The following is a 17,071-nucleotide window of genomic DNA, read 5'->3' on the forward strand; positions in this document are numbered from 1 at the left end:
TTCATGATCGAGCGCGGTTTTTCGTCGACCCGTGAACAAGCTCAAGCCGCTTCCAGTTGCGATACGGCGGAAGCCCTCAGCAACACCGGAATGGATTTTGACGTAGGCGTTCCGGCGCCATCGGCGACGCTCGACAACGGCACGAGCGGATTCGTTTCCGGATAATAAGCGCCAAGACACCCTCGCGGAATGTCGTACTCCACGAGCAGGAAACCATCGGCTCGACGCTTCACGTTGTCGTCCCAGACGCTCGTGATGTCCACGCGTTGCCCCGCTTCGAAACCCAGCATCTCGATGTCCAGCGCGTTCGCAAACAGCACGCGGCGCTGGCCATACACGCCGCGATAGCGGTCATCGAGACCGTAGATGGTCGTGTTGTACTGATCGTGCGAGCGCGTTGTCATCAGTGTCATCAAACGCTCGCCATGCATGTGGCGTGCACGGTGAATCGGCGAATCCAGGTCGATGGGATTCACGAGGAACTGCGCCTTGCCCGTCGGCGTATTCCACACGCGTTCACGCGATGCCACGCCGAGATGAAAACCGCCCGGATGCTTCAGGCGTTCGTTGTAGTTCTCGAAGCCATCGATCACCTTTTCAATGCCATCGCGAATCAGCGCGTAGTCGTTTGCGTTTGCAAGCCAGTCGACTTTCGCGCTGCCAAGCGTCGCGTGCGCCATGCGCGCAACGATCGCGATCTCGGACAGCAGGTTTGCCGATGCCGGCTTGTTCATCCCGTACGAGATGTGGACCATGCTCATCGAATCTTCGACACTCACACCTTGCGCCACGCCGTTCTGCATGTCGATCTCGGTGCGTCCGAGCGTCGGCAGGATCAGCGCGTCGCGGCCATGAATCAGGTGACTGCGGTTGAGCTTCGTCGTGATGTGCACGGTCAGGTCGCATGAACGCATGGCTTCCCAGACGCGTGGCGTATCGGGCGTGGCGATCGAAAAATTGCCGCCGAGTCCAATGAACACCTTCACGTCGCCGGCGAGCATCGCTTCAATCGAGCGCACCACGTCGTAACCATGTTCGCGCGGCGGCTCGAAGTCGTAAGCGGCGCCAAGGCGATCCAGGAACGCTTGCGTCGGCCTTTCTTCGATACCCACAGTCCGGTCACCCTGCACATTCGAATGTCCGCGCACCGGGCACAGGCCCGCGCCGAGCTTGCCGATGTTGCCGCGCATCATCATCAGGTTCGACAGGATCTGCACGGTCGGCACGGAATTCTTGTGCTGTGTGAGGCCCATGCCCCACGTTGAAATCACGGCGCGGCCGCGCACGTAGATGTCGGCGAGTTGCAGCACGTCTTCGATCGGCACGCCGGATTCCGCGACGATCGCGTCCCAGTCCTCAGCGCGAAGATCGTCGGCGAAGGCATCAAAACCTACCGTATGTTCTTCGATGAAATCCACGTCGAGCATGCGCTGCAAGCCTTGTTTCAGGGCTTCATCGTCGAGTTCGATCACGCGTTTTGCCACGCCCTTGATCAAGGCGAAGTCGCCGCCGATCTTCGGGCGGATGAAAACCGAGCTGATCTTCGTGCTGCCGCCGGTCAGCATTTCCACTGGATGCTGCGGGCTTGCAAAACGTTCGAGACCCCGTTCGCGCAGCGGGTTGATCGACACGATGGTCGCGCCGCGCTTCGCGCATTCGCGCAATTCGCCAAGCATGCGCGGGTGATTCGTCGCGGGATTCTGGCCGAACAGAAGCAACGTATCGGCGTGTTCGAAGTCCTCGAGCGTAACGGTTCCCTTGCCGACGCCAACGGTCACGGGCAAGCCGCGGCTCGTGGCTTCGTGGCACATGTTCGAGCAATCAGGGAAGTTGTTGGTGCCGTACATACGCACGAACAACTGGTAAAGAAACGCAGCTTCGTTGCTTGCGCGGCCGGATGTATAGAACGCGGCGCGGTCGGGGTTGTCGAGGCGATTCAGATGCTCGGCGATCAGCCCGAACGCGTCGTCCCACGAGATGGGGACGTAGCGGTCGCGGGCGGCGTCGTAGACGAGCGGATCGGTGAGGCGTCCGTGCTGTTCCAGCTCGTAGTCCGACTGCGTCATCAACGCTTCGACGGTGTGATCCTCGAAGAATGCAGGCGTGACGCGTTTGCTCGTGGATTCGGCGGCGACGGCCTTCACGCCGTTTTCACAGAACTCGAATGTGGATGCATGTTCGCGATCCGGCCAGGCGCAGCCGGGGCAATCGAAACCGTCGGGCTGGTTCTGGCCGAACAGCAACCGGTAATTCCCGCCGGAGACCTTTTCTTTCAGCAGGTTGATGGCGACGTACTTCAACGCGCCCCAGCCGGCGGCGGGGTGCGTGTACGGCTCGATACGGGGTTCTGGCTTTTTCATGTCATTTAACCGCTTGTGCAGGAGGCTGTACGCCAATGAAAAGAGATTACTGTGTTCCACGGAGCGCGCGGTACACAAAAAATCGGATGCGCAAGGAGTACAGTTGCGGACTCAAGACTTTCAAGGCGGTTTGCATCGTGTTGCTTTACGAAAAGCTTGCGGCTGAGGTCGAGGAAGCCATGCGGCGCGGCGTGTTCGCGGTTGGCGAACGCGTGCCTTCCGTGCGTCAGGCGAGCACGCAGTACGACGTCAGCATCAAGACGGTCCTGCGCGCATACGCTTTGCTGGAAAGCCGCGGTCTGCTGGAGACGCGGCCGCAATCCGGCTATTTCGTGCGCGAGATGCCGGCGGCAAAGGCTGAACCGCCTACAGCGTCGCAGCCGCCGGCGGTTGCATCGACGGTCGATGTCAGCCGCCTCGTGCTCTCCACACTGCGCTCCATCCGCTCGGAGGACGCCACGCCGCTCGGCTCGCCGTATCCGGACCCGTCGCTGTTCCCGTGGCGCAAGATCAACCAGTTGGCGAACGCCATCGCCCGGCGGCATTCGAGCTGGAATCTGATCGATGACCTGCCGCCCGGCAATCCCGAATTGATCCGCCAGATCGCGCGGCGTTACGCGGAGAACGGCGTACCCGTGGACCCGGACGAGATCGTCATCACGGTCGGCGCAACCGAGGCCATCAACCTGAGCCTGCAGGCCGTCGCCAAACCCGGCGACACGGTCGCGGTCGAGTCGCCGACTTACTACGCAATGCTGCACGCGATCGAGCGCATGGGAATGCGCGCCATCGAAGTGCCGACGCATCCGTCCGAAGGCATCGATATCGATGCGTTGGCGAACATCATCGGCGAGCATGAAATTTCGGCGTGCATGGTCATGCCGAACTTCCAGAACCCGCTGGGTTTCGTGATGTCCGATACAAACAAAAAGCGCCTAGTCGCGTTGCTCGCGACGCACGAGATTCCGGTGATAGAAAACGACGTGTACCAGGAGCTCTACTACGGCGATGCACGTCCGTCCGCGCTCAAGAACTTCGATAAAAAAGGCCTCGTGCTGCATTGCGCGTCGTTTTCAAAGAGCCTGACGGCGTCCTACCGGATCGGCTGGGCGATGCCCGGGCGCTACAGGCGGCAAGTCGAGAAGCTCAAGTTTCTCAACACGCTGACGACGCCTTCGGTGCCGCAAGTCGCCGTGGCGGATTATCTGAGGCAGGGCGGCTACGACCATCATTTGCGCCACGTTCGCCGTGTTTACCGGCAACAGGCCCGGCTCATGATCGCCACCGTGCTGCGCTTTTTTCCGGCGGGCACCCAGACTTCCGAGCCGATGGGCGGCTACGTACTGTGGGTCGAACTTCCGTCCAGCGTCGATTCAATGAAGCTTTATAAAGCGGCGCTCGATCGCGGCATCACAATCGGTCCCGGGACGATGTTTTCATCGCGCGATGCGTTTCGCCATTTCATCCGGCTCAACTACAGTTATCCTTGGAACATACAAACAGAAGCCGCGTTGAAAACGCTAGGCGAACTGGCCGACAGCATGGCCGGCAGGAGACAGCATGAATGATGAAATCGATCCGGCGCTGATCGCGATCCTCACGCAGTTGTGGCGCGCCGCGGAAGAATCGCCCGCGCGGGCGTGGTCGCTCGCGAAGTTATCGAAGCAGTCCGGCTTGCCGATGAGCAGCTTGCGCCGTCAAATCACGGCGTTATCGGATACGGGTTTGCTCGACACCACACCGAGCGACGCAGGCGTGCCTGCAGTGGCCCTGACCGATGCCGGCAAGGATCTCTGTGCGCAGTTGTTTGCACGAGGGACCGAACCGGGGCTCGGCGAACCTTGATGCACTGCCTGATCCAATGAAAGCGCCTCCTGCCCATGCATGCAAAGTCCTTGGCTCTCCATGGACCAGCGTGTATTGCACCGATATAGAGAGCGCCTGCCACTTCGGCAAGCACTGGCACGCGACCTATGGTCTCGGTTATCTGGAGAGCGGCGCGCAAAGCTCGGCGAGCGGGCGCGGTCAGGTCGACGCATTTGCCGGCGACCTGATCACGACCAACCCCGGGGAGGTCCACGATGGCCGGCGACTCGGCGGCGCCTCGCGTCGCTGGCGCATGGTGTATCTCGAGCCTGAGACGGTTGCATCGATGTCACTTGACCAGCATCCGGTCGCGCTGGCGCGTCCGGTGATTCACGACCCACGGCTTGGCATCGCGCTTAAGACGCTGTTGGACCGGATCGAAAACTTCGACGCCACACACGGTTCGAGCGGCGCGGACGCACTGGCGTGCGAAGAGTCGCTCGCCGAGACCTGCACGCTGTTGCTGAATGGTCATTCCACGGCGCGCATCGAGCGTGAGACTGCTCACGATATCAGCCGTGTGCGTGATCGTCTTGCCGATGAAGCACTCGACCCGCCCACGCTCGGCGAGCTGGCGCTAATGGTCGGCCTGAGCAGGTTTCAGGTGCTGCGGCGATTTGAAAAGATGTACGGCGTGCCGCCTCACGCCTGGTTGTTGCTGCAACGTGCGGAACGCGCACGGGCTCTCATACGGGACGGCGCGAGTCTCGTCCAGGCTGCGGCCGACTGCGGTTTTGCGGACCAGAGTCACATGACCCGCATCTTTGCGCGCCACTTCGGATTCACGCCGGGCGCGTGGCAGAGAACCCTCCTTCAATCGCGCCGCAATTTCATTCAAGACGGGCGCTGACGCAGACCCGAAACTAGGCGGACCGAAAAGGAGGTCTGGTTTCATGACTGCATACGTACACGGTTATCTATCGCAAGAGAACAGCCGGCTGCACGATCAGGCGAGGACGCTGGTCGACTTGCTGCATGCCGATACCATTTATCCGGCCGGCGCGACCGTGCTGGAAGCAGGGTGCGGGGTTGGTGCACAGACAGTCACGCTGGGGCGCCAAAGTCCGGATGCACGCTTTGTATCGGTGGACATCAATGCGGAATCCGTCGAGGAGGCGAGACGCAAGACAGAAGCCGCGCAACTCACGAACGTGCGGTTTCATCATGCCGATATTTTTGCGTTGCCGTTCGAGGCGGATTCCTTCGATCATGTGTTCGTCTGCTTCGTGCTGGAACATGTCGCGAAGCCGGTCGAGGCGTTGACGCGGCTCAAACATCTGCTGAAACCCGGCGGCACGATCACGGTCGTGGAAGGCGATCATGGCTCGGCATTTTTACATCCGGATAGCGCTGAAGCGCGTGCAGCAATTGCGTGTCAGGTCGCATTGCAGCGGCAAGCGGGCGGCAATGCGTTGATCGGCAGGCAGCTTTATCCCCTTCTGTTTGATGCCGGTTTTGGCAACCTCCGCGTATCGCCGCGATTGGTGTACGCGGACGCGAGCCGCCCCGAACTGGTCGATGGATTCACGCGAAAGACCTTCACCGCGATGATCGAAGGCGTGCGCGAACCCGCCATATCCGCTGGACTGATCGACCCGCGAGTGTTCGACCGCGGCATCCAGGATCTTTATCGTACGGCGCAAGACGACGGCGTGTTCTGCTACACGTTCTTCAAGGCTGTCGGCGTCAAATAGAACGACCGCCCGGCCGCGTTAATCAATTCACGCATCTTTCGATAGCAGAAAAATGCATTACCGTCATGACGCAGCCATCACCTACGGCGAACAGCTCATTCCGGCGATACGCAAGCGCATCGCCGAACTGGACCGCGAGAGGCTCGCAGCTTGACGTGTTCTTATAAACTGTTTCCGGGCAATCAATCAAACCGTGCTTGGCAGGAAGAAACGATGGACGTACAGATTCGGGACATGGTACTTGACGACTACGACGCGGTGCTCGCGCTGTGGCGCGAGACACCGGGCGTGGACATTCGGCCGGTGACTGACAGCCGGGAAGGGATTGGACGCTTGCTGGCGAGAAATCCGGGGTTGAGCGTTGTCGCGTTCAATGCCAACACGATGATCGGTTGCGCGCTCGCCAGTCACGACGGCCGCCGGGGTTTCTTGCAGCACGTCGTGGTCGCGCCTGTTGCGCGAGGCCAGGGCGTGGCGCGCAAGATGATCGATATCTGCGTGGAGCGCTTAAGAGAACATCACCTGGGGTGGGTACATCTGGACGTCGTCGTCGATAACGAATCAGCCAGCGCGTTCTGGCTCAAGGCCGGCTGGCATCCGGTCGAGACGTTGACGCGGTTTTCGCGGAAGCTTTAGGCCGAATTCAGGCCGAATTCAGGCCGAACGCAAAGCGCAACGGCCTGAAGAAAAACAATCAGCAAGCAGTAGGCTTGAGCCGTTCCACTTCCAGCCCGAACACAGGGCGCAGCCGCGTCCCGACCACGTTGCCGAAGAACGCTGCAACGAGCCACAGCCAGCCGTGCAGGCTGCCCGAAACAATGCCGCTGAAATATGCGCCGATATTGCAGCCATAAGCGAGCCGCGCGCCATAACCGAGCAACAGCCCGCCGATGATCGCCGCGACCAGCGAGCGCAACGGCAAGCGCCATACCGGCGCGTAGCGGCCTGCAAGCCCCGCCGCCATCATTGCGCCGAGAACAATGCCGATATCCATCACGGACGTCACATCACGCGAAACGGGCGCGGCAAGCGCAGCGGCGTTCGCCTTGCTTGCCCAGTACGGCCAGCTCGCGACATCGAATCCGATCGCCGACGCCGCCTTCGCGCCCCACAACGCGAACGCCGACGTAATGCCCCACGGCCTCCCCGAAAGCGCGAGCGTGGCGAAGTTGAGCAACGCGAGCGCAATTGCGCCGGCAACGAGCGGCCATGGCCCATGCAGCCACGGCGATGCATGCGGCGGTTGCGTATGCGCGGCGACAAGCCTGCCATGCCGCCGTTTTTCGACCACGACCGTGATCCCCGCAATGGCAGCGAACACAACCCAGTTGAGCACGAGCGCCGGTCCCGCGCCGAGCGACTTCACGAGCGAAACAGGTTGCAGCGACGGCAACGCGGTCCAGAACGGCATATGCGCGGTGGCGACGACCGAGCCGACGATAAACGCCACGAGCGTCACGATCATGCGCGTGCTGCCGCCCCCAACGGTGTACAGCGTGCCCGATGCACAGCCGCCGCCGAGCTGCATGCCAATACCGAAGATGAACGCACCGAAGACCACCGACGTGCCGGCCGGCGAAACCAGTCCCGTGACCGGCATGCCGAACAGCGACCCGGCCGCGAGTGCTGGGAAGAACAACGCAACGCCGACTGCGAGCATGACCATTTGCGCGCGCAGGCCGGCGCCGCGGCCATCGGCAATAAAGACGCGCCACGCCGACGTAAAACCGAACGCCGCGTGATAAAGCGTGACGCCGAGCAGCGCGCCGACGATATACAACGCGGCCTGACGGCCGTTGACGGCTTGCGCGAGATACAGCGCGCCGGCAAGAATGAGAAGCGCGGCAATGCCGAGCGGCTTGGGATCGACGCTGAAACGGCGCGATACCGGTGAGGCTAGATCGGACATTCGATGCTCCGCGAGGTTTGCGAAAACAGGCATTTTCTCGCGTTTGGGAAAAGTGCGGGGTTAAAACCCTCGTGAAGCACACACCTTTACGGTCGCGTATTGAGCGTTGGCCCCGACCTTCACGCATCCGGCAAACCCGGAAGACTCACGCCGCCGGCCTGCAGCAGCAAAACCATGTTGAGCGCCAGCACAGCAACGGCCGCAACAATCGATGCCGTTCTGACGAGCGTTCTATTCTGATAATGGCCCATGACCTTCTTGCTGCACGTGAACCATACGAGCGCGGCCATTGGAAACGGTAACGCGAGACTCAGCACGACCTGACTAATGACCAGCGCCTGCGTGGTGTTCACGCCCATCCAGACGACGACAAAGCTCGGAATCATCGTCAGCGCGCGGCGTAGCCACAGCGGAATGCGGAACCCGACGAACCCCTGCATGATCATCTGCCCCGCCATGGTCCCGACGACAGAACTCGATATGCCCGACGCGATCAGCGACAAAAGGAAAATGCCGGCCGCGGCAATCCCCAATAACGGCGCTAGCGTGTGGTACGCCGTTTCGATCTCGGCCACTTCCGGATGACCGGAATGAAACGCGCCGGACGCCATGATGACCATCGCAATGTTGATCATGCCGGCAATGGTCAATGCAATGACCACTTCCACGTTCGAAAACAAAATGATCTTCTTGCGCTCGACTTCCGTGCGCGCGGGCAGGCGCCGTTGCGTCAGACCCGAATGCAGGAAAAGCGCATGAGGCATGACCGTCGCGCCGATGATGCCGACTGCGATGGTGACCGCCTGCGCGTCCGGCAGCGATGGCGAAAAGAGGTGCAAGCCGACTTTCGCCCAGGCGACAGGCGTAATGAACAGCTCCGCCAGATAGGACAATCCGATGATTCCCACCAGCGCACCGATCACCAGTTCAAGCGGCCGGTAACCCGCTTTCTCGAACATCAGCAGGCCGTAAGTGATGACAGCCGTCACCACCATGCCGATCAGGATCGGCATGTGAAACAGCAAGCTAAGGCCAATAGCGCCGCCGAGGAATTCCGCGAGATCGGTCGCCATGGCGGCAACTTCGCTAACGGCCCACATGAGATAAACCAGCGGCTTAGGAAAATTATCCCGGCACAATTCGGCGAGGTTCTTCCCGGTGACGATGCCGAGCTTTGCAGAAAGCGCCTGGAATAACATCGCGATCAGATTCGCAAGCAACACAACCCACAACAATCCATAGCCGTAGCGCGCGCCTGCTTGAATATTGGTCGCGAAATTACCCGGGTCCATATAAGCGACGGAGACAACCACCGCCGGTCCCGCGAACGGAAGCAGGACAGCCAGGCCCGTGCGCCGGCCGTCGAGCACTTCCTGCATCGCACGCGTGGTGCTTTCGCTCATCGATCGACTAGTTTCGTTGCGCGCCCGGTCATCCATTAATCAACTCGATACGTTAGAGATAAAGGGTTTGCGTAATTGCGACCGGTATCCGGCTGTCTTCTTGCTATCAGGCGGCCCCACCAGCATGTCACGCGCGATGCTTCAATGGCTTAAGATTGCGCCGCTAAGCTAGGTTATTGGCCCTTAGCAAATAATCTGCCGTCTTTTGAGCTATCAAAACACATTTTTGGTCCTCCCGAACCTCCTCGAATTAAATCCTTTCAATATGCGTCGAACTGCAATCAGAAACCTTTCAATGATGACGCTGGCATCCGTACTGGCCTCCAGCGCTGCATTCGCCGCGATCGCCCCGGATTCAAAAGTCATCGTGCTGGATTCCGGCGAGGCAAAACTTACGCTTATCGATGAAGCCGCACGCAAGGTCGTCGGCACGCAACCGACAGGCAAGGAACCGCATCACCTGATGATCACGCCCGATGGCAGTTCGCTCATCGTCGCAGATTCCGTGTCGAATGATCTGATCTTTCTGGACCCGCATGACGGCAAGGTGCAACGGCGCCTCGAGGGGATCGAGGACCCGTACCAGCTCGGGTTTTCTCCTGACCATAAATGGTTCGTTACGGCGGGCTTGCGCCTGGACCGGATCGATATCTATAGATACGACGGTCACGACCTGACGCTCGCCAAGCGTGTGCCGCTCGCGAAGACGCCTAGCCACATGACGTTTTCATCGGATGCGCGAACGGTTTTTGTCACCTTGCAGGATTCCGGTGAACTCGCCGCCATCGACCTCCCGACGCAAACGGTGAAGTGGAAAATGCCCGTGGGCAACACGCCGGCAGGATTGTGGATGACGCCCGGCGACAAGGAATTGCTCGTGGGCATGACTGGCGAAGACGATGTCGCCGTGGTCGACTGGCACAAGCAGCAAGTCATCAAACGCATTCAGACGGGCAAGGGCGCGCACAACTTCCGCAATCTGGATGACGGCAAGCACATTGCCGTGAGCAATCGCGTGGCGAGCACGATCAGCATCATCGATTACACGACGCTGCAAAAAACCGCCGATATCACCGGTCTCCTGCCCGGACCGGACGACATGGAACTGGCGGCGGATCGCAAGACCTTGTGGGTCGGGTTCCGCTTCGCGCGTCATGTTGGCGTGATCGACCTGAACACCAACAAGCTGGTCGATACCATCGCTGTCGGCCGCTCGCCGCACGGAATCTTTTTTGCCAATCGCGCACCCGTGTATGCGCCGAATCCGGATTGAGCGACACCGCAATGATTGAAGAGGCAGGAGAGCATTTGCATGGTTACTGAAATTCTCGCTCAACTCGACAACGCGGTGGGCAGTTTGCAGACGCTGCTTTACGTCGATGTTGTCCAGCCGATTTTCTTCAAGGTCGGCTTGATGGGCTACGACGAAGACACTTACGACGCGCTTTATTGGGTCATCATCGGCGCGCTGGAAGTGCTGGCGACGTTCGCCATTCTGCGGCCGCTCGAAGCGCTTCGTCCCATTGAGACATGGCAGGACAGGAAGGCGGTTCGTTCAGATGTTTTTTATACGTGGATAGCGAAGCTCGGCATCATCAACCTGGCGTTCTTTTTCCTGCTGACGCCCGTGTTCAATCATTGGCAAAGCCTGATGGTGATCCACGGCGTTCCGAATCTCGAGGTCGACAGTCTGTGGCCCGGCGTGACCGATCAACCGGTTGTGTCGTTCGTGATCTATCTGATCGTGCTGGATTTCGCGGGCTACTGGTATCACCGTTGGCAACACCGCTTTGGCGTGTGGTGGGAATTGCATGCGGTTCATCACAGCCAGCAGCAAATGTCGCTCTGGGCCGACGACCGCAATCATTTCCTCGATGACATCATTCAGGCCGGGTTCTTCGCGAGCATCTCGCTCTTCATTGGCGTGGAGCCGTCGCAGTTCGTCGTGCTGGTCGCGCTCAGCAATGTGCTGCAAAGCATCCAGCACGTGAACGCCCGCTTGCCATTCGTGCCCATGCTCGACCGTGTGCTCGTGAGTCCGACGTTTCACCGGCGTCATCATGCGATTGGCTATGGTCACGAAGGTACGCGCTATGGCTGCAACTTCGGCGTGCTGTTTCCGTGGTGGGACATGCTGTTCAAGACGGCTTCATGGAATCGCGCGGTCGAACCGACAGGCATTCGCGATCAGTTGCCGGCGCCGGACGGCCGCGGGCGCGATTACGGAATGGGCATGTGGGCGCAGCAATGGCATGCGTTCGCGCGGATTGCGCAGCGAATGCGTTCCGAATAGTTCCAGACACTTCGCTGCCTTAACCAACGCCATGCGCGAAGCGCATGGCGTTTTTTATTGGCCGCGCAAAACATCATTCAACTCGTGTTTTATACAAATCACCGCGATCCAAGTGGGACAGCGACCATACCGCTCAGACCAGCCTGTCATGCCACCTCCAAGTGCGGCAGGCTTCGCCAAATCGATGATGCCGCAGAACGTGCAAATAAGACCGAAACCTACCCGCTCGGATCACTTGCGCACTATATGCATTAAATGTTTTTTCCTGCTGATGAGCTAATCAGGGTTTAGTGGTCGCCGCAAGACACAGCGATGAAGAAGATAGGTAGCGCGTTGATAAGGTAGCTTTTCGTTCATTAAGACTTGTCTGATAGACGTGACCCGCGCACGCTCGCTAAAACGCACGTTCACACTTTTAATTTTTTCCTACAAACAAAAAGGGAGTGAACATAGTGAAACGATATGTCATCAAGCGCTATGACAAGTCAACCAGCGGCGCATTTGTCGTTCAAGGAGCGGAACTAGGAACGCGTAACGGAACGCCGATAGCAATCATTGGGTCACCGGTATATTGCCCGGCTTGCAAGTCAGAGCGGCACATCGTGGCGACAGGTCCAAGACACCTTACGTCCTTTGGTGGAAAGGAGATTGCTCTTGAGAATGATTGGGGCTTGGGTAAATGCAGGCCGCCCCCGCGGATGACCGCAACGCAAAACACGATGTCACAGTCGTTTACCAGCGAAGAACTTGCAGCCCAAGGCTATACGCTGAAGGGTGCCCCGTTTTTGCGCTATTACGATGAGGGAATCAGGCGACGCGACAGCAACAGTCTACTTCCGATCGCGAACGTTCCATATCGAATCAAAGACGGTTCGCAGATCCTGGCAACGGGTGTAACCGATGCGAATGGTCGGATAAAGCGCGTCATGACGAATACAGCTTCGAATAACGTGATCGAGATACAGCACTCGGGAGCGACGCGCCGATGATGCGATTGCTACTGTGTATCGGCGACGAGCCGGAAACTGGGGGCTTCATCGATCCCGCATCAGGTGGGTCGTTCAGCATTCGAGGTCATCAAGTCGCGCTCATTGGCGCCTCTGCCTATTGCAACGCATGCAACAGCACGGGCTCGATCGTGAAGGCCGGTGGCCCCCGGCGCCCATGGCATCGCGGCGTTGAAGTAGCGCACGACGGCGATATCGTTCTTTGCAAGTGTGCAAAACCGCCCCGCATGATCGCGACGATGCAAAGCACGTCAACAAACGATGACATGATCGAATCGCGGGGGGAGGTCGATGACTATCGAACCGGACATGTACACCTCGGCGATGGCCCCGGTCACTTCGATCAAGCGTTCACGCTGAAGGATCGATATACCGGGCAGCCCTTAGCAGGCGTTCGCTATCGCGTGCAATCTGCGACCGGTGTCATTCATGACGGCATCACGGATGCAGCCGGACAAACAGCGCGCATACACGCGGCATGCGCGGAAAACATAACAATCCATATTCAACACTGAGAGCGGCTTATGTCGGATGCAACTTGGATAGAAGTAGGGACGGCCACTACTAATCGCACGCCTGATTCGAACGTCGATATTTTTCTGGATCTCGATAAGCCGCCTGTGTGTCACAACATGACCAATCAGGAATTCAGACAAGTCATTCTGAAGGTCAGAGACGCGGCGGTGGTGCTCGTAAAAGAGCGGATCGCGGCGCAAGCAAAATGGGATGCTGCGGAAAAAGAGCGCGCAGCGTACTATTTCGGACGGGCGGACGAAGAAATCAAAAGTACGCTGGCAAGAGGTTTGCCCAAGTTGCTATCTGCCCTTCAAGAACTTGTGCCGGAAAAGATCGTCCGTTGGGATAACACATTGAATAGAAGTCTTAGTTGTTCGATCACTGCTGATAGCGGAAACAACCGCGCGAGTGTCTGCAAGCCGGATTCCGAGAAGCGGGTAATTGCAATTTATAGTGCTTTTTGCACGGATTCCAATGGTTGGTTGTGGCGCTTCTCAAAAGTAAAAACATTGATCCACGAATGCACACATTACACCGATACCTTTAACTCCGATGATCTTATATATGCTGACAATGCGATTGGAGCGCACATTTTTGCTTTGAAAAACGCCGACAGAGCCATACGAAACGCAGACAGCATAACCGGATACATCGCGACCTTTGATCGTGAGGTAGCCCGATGAAGCAGGCATTTTTGTCACTGTTATTTTTCACGGCCACGGCGGTTACGCCTTGGTTTTCGGAAGTTGGACAGGCTTGCACCATCGGTGAGGAGATGGGTGCTCAATTACCGTTTGGAGCCATCGACATATCCAATGCAGACCGATTGAAAATTGCCAACCTCGTATTTGAAGCGCGAAAGTGGCCCGCCGTGGAAATTCAAGCTGTTGTAATTGCCGGTGCGTACAAGAGCGAACGCAAGATAGAATGGTTGAAGGAAGTTCGCGGCGAGAATGTTAAAGCTTACCTTTTGATGCTTGGCATTAAGGGCGGGAATATTTTGATCGACAAGAAGACATTCACTGATGCCATGACGGAAAGGGCAGCTGACGGCTCGCTTATAGTCGAGCAAGTCGTAGTGAGTTTAACCCCGCTATGTGACGGCAGTTGCGCGTGGATGTGTAGCGATCCCCGTGTGACGCCGCATACCCGATTGATTCAATAAATTCCGCTGGCACATCGCCCATGCTTAAGCATGGTGACGTGCAACGAAAGGGGAGCGGCATCTGGCGCGCTTCGTTCGGCCCCTACCGCCACTGCAACGTTTGGGGGTTGAATGTTGCGTGGTCGATTGCCTCCTGATCTCGATTCCGGGCTATCAACGGCCGTTATTGCTTTGTTTATTGAGCAAGGAGATTCCTTGTTGGCTGCCAGGTTAACAGGTTCACGCAGTCGGATTCTTCCCATGTGCAAGGACCGCACATAAAAGACCGGTGGACGGTGCGTCCACAGGCCCGGCCGGTCACGCATGGCGATTCGTCACACGCTAAACAAAAGCAGTCATAGTCAGGCCCCAGAGTATCAATCGCGATACGGTCGGCTCCCGGTTCGATAGGAGGCTTTTTCGGCATGAAGCGTTCACGCCAGCGCAGGACCTTCGCACTCATGGTTGACGTCCTTCATTGTCGCTGGCTCTCTACTCGGATTGCTGGTCTTTCCCGCGATTGTCAGCGGCATCGCGGTGCAGCTATCGAGCATAGGGACTCCAGATGCCGGGCGCCATCAAGCGCGGCACCAGCGCATTGGGCAGATGCGCCGCATCACACAACGCCATGCGCTTCGCGCATGGCGTTTTTTTATTGGCGCCGTCAAAACGTCAGCCCAATCATCTTTACACGATTTTTACACCCGCAGCAGTTCTCTTTGCCAGCCGTTTACACACGATCAACTAACCTTCAGCACGTCCAAATCCGCTACGGGAGATCAAAACAATGGACCTGCTTTATATCGCCGGCATCATCGCCTTCTGGGCTTTATGCGCGGCTCTGACCATCGGTTGCGACAAGCTGCGTCGCGCTCCAGGAGGCCGCCCATGACCACCTGGATGCTGGTGCTGGCCGGTGCCTCGACACTGCTCTTGTTCGTGTACCTCGTGTACGCATTGCTGCGTGCGGAGGATCTGGAATGAACGCCAATAACGTGTTTCAAGCGGGCCTTTACATTGTCGTACTGATCGCGCTCGCGGTTCCCATCGGCCGGTACATAACCGGCGTGCTTGATGGTTCGTCCGTAGTGGTTCGCCGCATCGGCCGCCCGATCGAGTCAGTGTTGTACAAGCTGGCCGGCGTAGACGATAAAGCCGAAATGTCGTGGAAGCATTACGCCTTTGCCGTCCTCGCATTCAACGCGCTCGGCGCGCTCGTGGTGTTCGGATTCCTTCGTCTGCAGCAATGGTTGCCGTCGAACCCGCAAGGCTTCGGTCCGATGACCTCCGACGGCGCGTTCAATACTGCGGTCAGCTTCGTGACCAACACGAACTGGCAGGATTACACGCCTGAAGCGACCGCGAGTTATCTGTCGCAGATGGTCGGCTTGTCGGTGCAGAACTTTTTGTCCGCCGCAACGGGTATTGCTGTCGTGGTTGCGCTGATTCGCGGCTTCGCGCGTCACACGGCGACCACTATCGGCAACTTCTGGGTCGACCTGACGCGCATCACGCTCTACATCCTCGCGCCGATGGCAACCGTCATCGCGCTGGTGTTCGTGAGCCAGGGCGTGATCCAGAACTTCGAAGCGTACAGAGATGTCGGCACGCTGCAGACCACGACATACCAGACGCCGAAGACGGACGCGCAAGGCAACGCGGTGAAGGACGCCAAGGGCAATGCCGTGATGGTCGACAACAAGGCCGACAAGCAGACGCTTGCAATGGGCCCGGTCGCTTCGCAGGAAGCGATCAAGATGCTTGGCACGAACGGCGGCGGTTTCTTCAATGCCAACTCAGCGCATCCGTATGAAAACCCGACGCCGTTTTCGAACTTCGTCCAGATGCTTTCCATGCTGATCATTCCTGCGTCGCTGTGCGTGGTGTTCGGAAGGATGGTCGGCGACAGGCGCCAGGGCTACGCGATTCTTGCCGCGATGACCATTGCCTTCGCAATTGCATGCTGGGGTGAAATCTCGTTCGAGCAAGCGGGCAATCCGCTGTTTGCATCGCTGCATGTCGATCAGAGCGCGTCGCCTTTACAGGCAGGTGGTAACGCCGAGGGCAAGGAAACACGCTTCGGTATTGCGCAGTCGGGCATTTTCACCGTTGCGACGACGGCGGCTTCGTGCGGCGCCGTGAACAACACGCACGACTCGCTGACGCCCATGGGCGGCTTCGTTCCAATGCTGCTGATCCAGCTCGGCGAAGTGATCTTCGGCGGCGTGGGTTCGGGCCTGTACGGCATGCTCGTCTTCGCAATGCTTGCGGTATTCGTCGCGGGCCTGATGATCGGGCGCACGCCTGAATACATCGGCAAGAAGATCGAGTCGTACGAGATGAAGATGGTCGCGATCGTGGTGCTGCTGACGCCGTTCCTGGTGTTGCTCGGCACATCGATGGGCGTGCTGACGGCCGCGGGCACGGCGGGTATCTCGAACCCGGGACCGCATGGCTTCTCCGAAGTGCTCTACGCCTACAGCTCGGCCGCGAACAATAACGGCAGCGCGTTTGCGGGCCTCACGGTCAGCACGCCGTTCTACAACATCACGACCGGCATTGCGATGTGGTTCGGCCGCTTCGGTTCGATCATTCCGGTGCTTGCCATTGCAGGTGCGCTTGCTGCCAAGAAACGTATCGCGACGACTGCCGGCAGCCTGCCGACGCACGGTCCGCTGTTCGTCGTGTTGCTGCTCGGCACGGTGGTGCTGGTGGGCGCGCTGACGTATGTGCCGGCGCTTGCGCTGGGTCCGATCGTCGAGCATCTGATGATGCTCTCGGGCAAATAAGCGGTCACTGATACAGAGGAAAGTATGAACACAATTGTCAAACCGCCAGTGAAGACGCCTAACAAGGCGCCGGAGAAAAATCCGGAGCCA

17 protein-coding genes are annotated in these 17,071 nt (G+C 58.7%); 14 read left to right on the forward strand and 3 right to left on the reverse strand.

The features are described 5' to 3' along the window. Positions 1-41 precede the first annotated feature (41 nt). Positions 42-2,360 carry an FdhF/YdeP family oxidoreductase gene (locus AXG89_RS37750; RefSeq protein WP_075360241.1) on the reverse strand — a complete coding sequence of 773 codons (2,319 nt, stop codon included), beginning with the start codon at positions 2,358-2,360 and terminating at the stop codon, positions 42-44. Positions 2,361-2,497: 137 nt separating this feature from the next. Here AXG89_RS37750 and AXG89_RS37755 point away from each other — a divergent pair, with 137 nt between their 5' ends. From AXG89_RS37755 to AXG89_RS37775, 5 genes are all read left to right on the forward strand, one after another. Further along, on the forward strand, positions 2,498-3,928 hold the full coding sequence (locus tag AXG89_RS37755) for an aminotransferase-like domain-containing protein (protein WP_075360373.1): 1,431 nt from the start codon (positions 2,498-2,500) through the stop codon (positions 3,926-3,928). Then, positions 3,921-4,205: a helix-turn-helix domain-containing protein gene (locus tag AXG89_RS37760; RefSeq protein WP_062001029.1), complete on the forward strand. Its 285-nt coding sequence runs from the start codon at positions 3,921-3,923 to the stop codon at positions 4,203-4,205. Before AXG89_RS37755 ends, AXG89_RS37760 begins: the two co-directional genes overlap by 8 nt. A gap of 70 nt (positions 4,206-4,275) precedes the next feature. Next, entirely contained in the window at positions 4,276-5,076 is an 801-nt protein-coding gene (locus AXG89_RS37765) for a helix-turn-helix transcriptional regulator (RefSeq protein ID WP_306299811.1), read from the forward strand. Positions 5,077-5,119: 43 nt separating this feature from the next. Then, complete coding sequence (locus AXG89_RS37770; protein ID WP_075360243.1) at positions 5,120-5,920, forward strand: class I SAM-dependent methyltransferase; 801 nt, start codon at positions 5,120-5,122, stop codon at positions 5,918-5,920. Positions 5,921-6,133: 213 nt separating this feature from the next. Beyond that, complete coding sequence (locus tag AXG89_RS37775) at positions 6,134-6,556, forward strand: GNAT family N-acetyltransferase (protein ID WP_075360244.1); 423 nt, start codon at positions 6,134-6,136, stop codon at positions 6,554-6,556. A gap of 58 nt (positions 6,557-6,614) precedes the next feature. On the opposite strand, the gene AXG89_RS37780 is transcribed toward AXG89_RS37775, so the two are convergent. Next, the gene (locus AXG89_RS37780) at positions 6,615-7,829 is read right to left on the reverse strand and encodes a YeeE/YedE family protein (RefSeq protein ID WP_062002243.1); all 1,215 of its coding nucleotides are present in this window, start codon (positions 7,827-7,829) and stop codon (positions 6,615-6,617) included. Positions 7,830-7,948: 119 nt separating this feature from the next. After that, positions 7,949-9,268 carry an Nramp family divalent metal transporter gene (locus tag AXG89_RS37785; RefSeq protein ID WP_075360245.1) on the reverse strand — a complete coding sequence of 440 codons (1,320 nt, stop codon included), beginning with the start codon at positions 9,266-9,268 and terminating at the stop codon, positions 7,949-7,951. Between the two features lie 262 nt (positions 9,269-9,530). Between AXG89_RS37785 and AXG89_RS37790 the strand changes: the two genes are divergently transcribed. From AXG89_RS37790 to kdpA, 9 genes are all read left to right on the forward strand, one after another. Then, positions 9,531-10,505 carry a YncE family protein gene (locus AXG89_RS37790; protein ID WP_236873708.1) on the forward strand — a complete coding sequence of 325 codons (975 nt, stop codon included), beginning with the start codon at positions 9,531-9,533 and terminating at the stop codon, positions 10,503-10,505. A 39-nt stretch (positions 10,506-10,544) separates the two neighbouring features. After that, on the forward strand, positions 10,545-11,525 hold the full coding sequence (locus tag AXG89_RS37795) for a sterol desaturase family protein (RefSeq protein WP_075360246.1): 981 nt from the start codon (positions 10,545-10,547) through the stop codon (positions 11,523-11,525). A 452-nt stretch (positions 11,526-11,977) separates the two neighbouring features. Beyond that, positions 11,978-12,514, forward strand: coding sequence for a PAAR domain-containing protein (locus AXG89_RS37800; protein ID WP_075360375.1), 537 nt, complete (start codon positions 11,978-11,980; stop codon positions 12,512-12,514). Then, complete coding sequence (locus tag AXG89_RS37805) at positions 12,511-13,047, forward strand: PAAR domain-containing protein (RefSeq protein WP_075360247.1); 537 nt, start codon at positions 12,511-12,513, stop codon at positions 13,045-13,047. Before AXG89_RS37800 ends, AXG89_RS37805 begins: the two co-directional genes overlap by 4 nt. Positions 13,048-13,056: 9 nt before the next feature. Beyond that, on the forward strand, positions 13,057-13,731 hold the full coding sequence (locus AXG89_RS37810) for a M35 family metallo-endopeptidase (protein ID WP_075360248.1): 675 nt from the start codon (positions 13,057-13,059) through the stop codon (positions 13,729-13,731). Next, positions 13,728-14,213: a hypothetical protein gene (locus tag AXG89_RS37815; protein WP_236873689.1), complete on the forward strand. Its 486-nt coding sequence runs from the start codon at positions 13,728-13,730 to the stop codon at positions 14,211-14,213. The genes AXG89_RS37810 and AXG89_RS37815 overlap by 4 nt, the downstream gene beginning before the upstream one ends. Positions 14,214-14,757: 544 nt before the next feature. Further along, a complete protein-coding gene (locus AXG89_RS37820) occupies positions 14,758-14,940 on the forward strand; it encodes a hypothetical protein (RefSeq protein WP_075360249.1) in 183 nt (60 codons plus the stop codon). Positions 14,941-15,080: 140 nt separating this feature from the next. Beyond that, on the forward strand, positions 15,081-15,176 hold the full coding sequence (locus AXG89_RS37825) for a potassium-transporting ATPase subunit F (protein ID WP_056359778.1): 96 nt from the start codon (positions 15,081-15,083) through the stop codon (positions 15,174-15,176). Next, entirely contained in the window at positions 15,173-16,981 is a 1,809-nt protein-coding gene (gene kdpA / locus AXG89_RS37830) for a potassium-transporting ATPase subunit KdpA (RefSeq protein ID WP_075360250.1), read from the forward strand. The genes AXG89_RS37825 and kdpA overlap by 4 nt, the downstream gene beginning before the upstream one ends. Positions 16,982-17,071 lie beyond the last annotated feature (90 nt).

The organism is Burkholderia sp. PAMC 26561, from assembly GCF_001557535.2.
Taxonomy (GTDB): domain Bacteria; phylum Pseudomonadota; class Gammaproteobacteria; order Burkholderiales; family Burkholderiaceae; genus Caballeronia.

Coding starts and splice junctions, on each gene's coding strand:
- AXG89_RS37780 (WP_062002243.1), bottom strand. CDS start 7,829: ATGTCCGATCTAGCCTCACCGGTATCGCGCCGTTTCAGCGTCGATCCC.
- AXG89_RS37775 (WP_075360244.1), top strand. CDS start 6,134: ATGGACGTACAGATTCGGGACATGGTACTTGACGACTACGACGCGGTG.
- AXG89_RS37805 (WP_075360247.1), top strand. CDS start 12,511: ATGATGCGATTGCTACTGTGTATCGGCGACGAGCCGGAAACTGGGGGC.
- AXG89_RS37820 (WP_075360249.1), top strand. CDS start 14,758: ATGCCGGGCGCCATCAAGCGCGGCACCAGCGCATTGGGCAGATGCGCC.
- AXG89_RS37760 (WP_062001029.1), top strand. CDS start 3,921: ATGAATGATGAAATCGATCCGGCGCTGATCGCGATCCTCACGCAGTTG.
- AXG89_RS37785 (WP_075360245.1), bottom strand. CDS start 9,268: ATGGATGACCGGGCGCGCAACGAAACTAGTCGATCGATGAGCGAAAGC.
- AXG89_RS37770 (WP_075360243.1), top strand. CDS start 5,120: ATGACTGCATACGTACACGGTTATCTATCGCAAGAGAACAGCCGGCTG.
- AXG89_RS37795 (WP_075360246.1), top strand. CDS start 10,545: ATGGTTACTGAAATTCTCGCTCAACTCGACAACGCGGTGGGCAGTTTG.
- AXG89_RS37825 (WP_056359778.1), top strand. CDS start 15,081: ATGACCACCTGGATGCTGGTGCTGGCCGGTGCCTCGACACTGCTCTTG.
- AXG89_RS37815 (WP_236873689.1), top strand. CDS start 13,728: ATGAAGCAGGCATTTTTGTCACTGTTATTTTTCACGGCCACGGCGGTT.
- kdpA (WP_075360250.1), top strand. CDS start 15,173: ATGAACGCCAATAACGTGTTTCAAGCGGGCCTTTACATTGTCGTACTG.
- AXG89_RS37750 (WP_075360241.1), bottom strand. CDS start 2,360: ATGAAAAAGCCAGAACCCCGTATCGAGCCGTACACGCACCCCGCCGCC.
- AXG89_RS37790 (WP_236873708.1), top strand. CDS start 9,531: ATGACGCTGGCATCCGTACTGGCCTCCAGCGCTGCATTCGCCGCGATC.
- AXG89_RS37810 (WP_075360248.1), top strand. CDS start 13,057: ATGTCGGATGCAACTTGGATAGAAGTAGGGACGGCCACTACTAATCGC.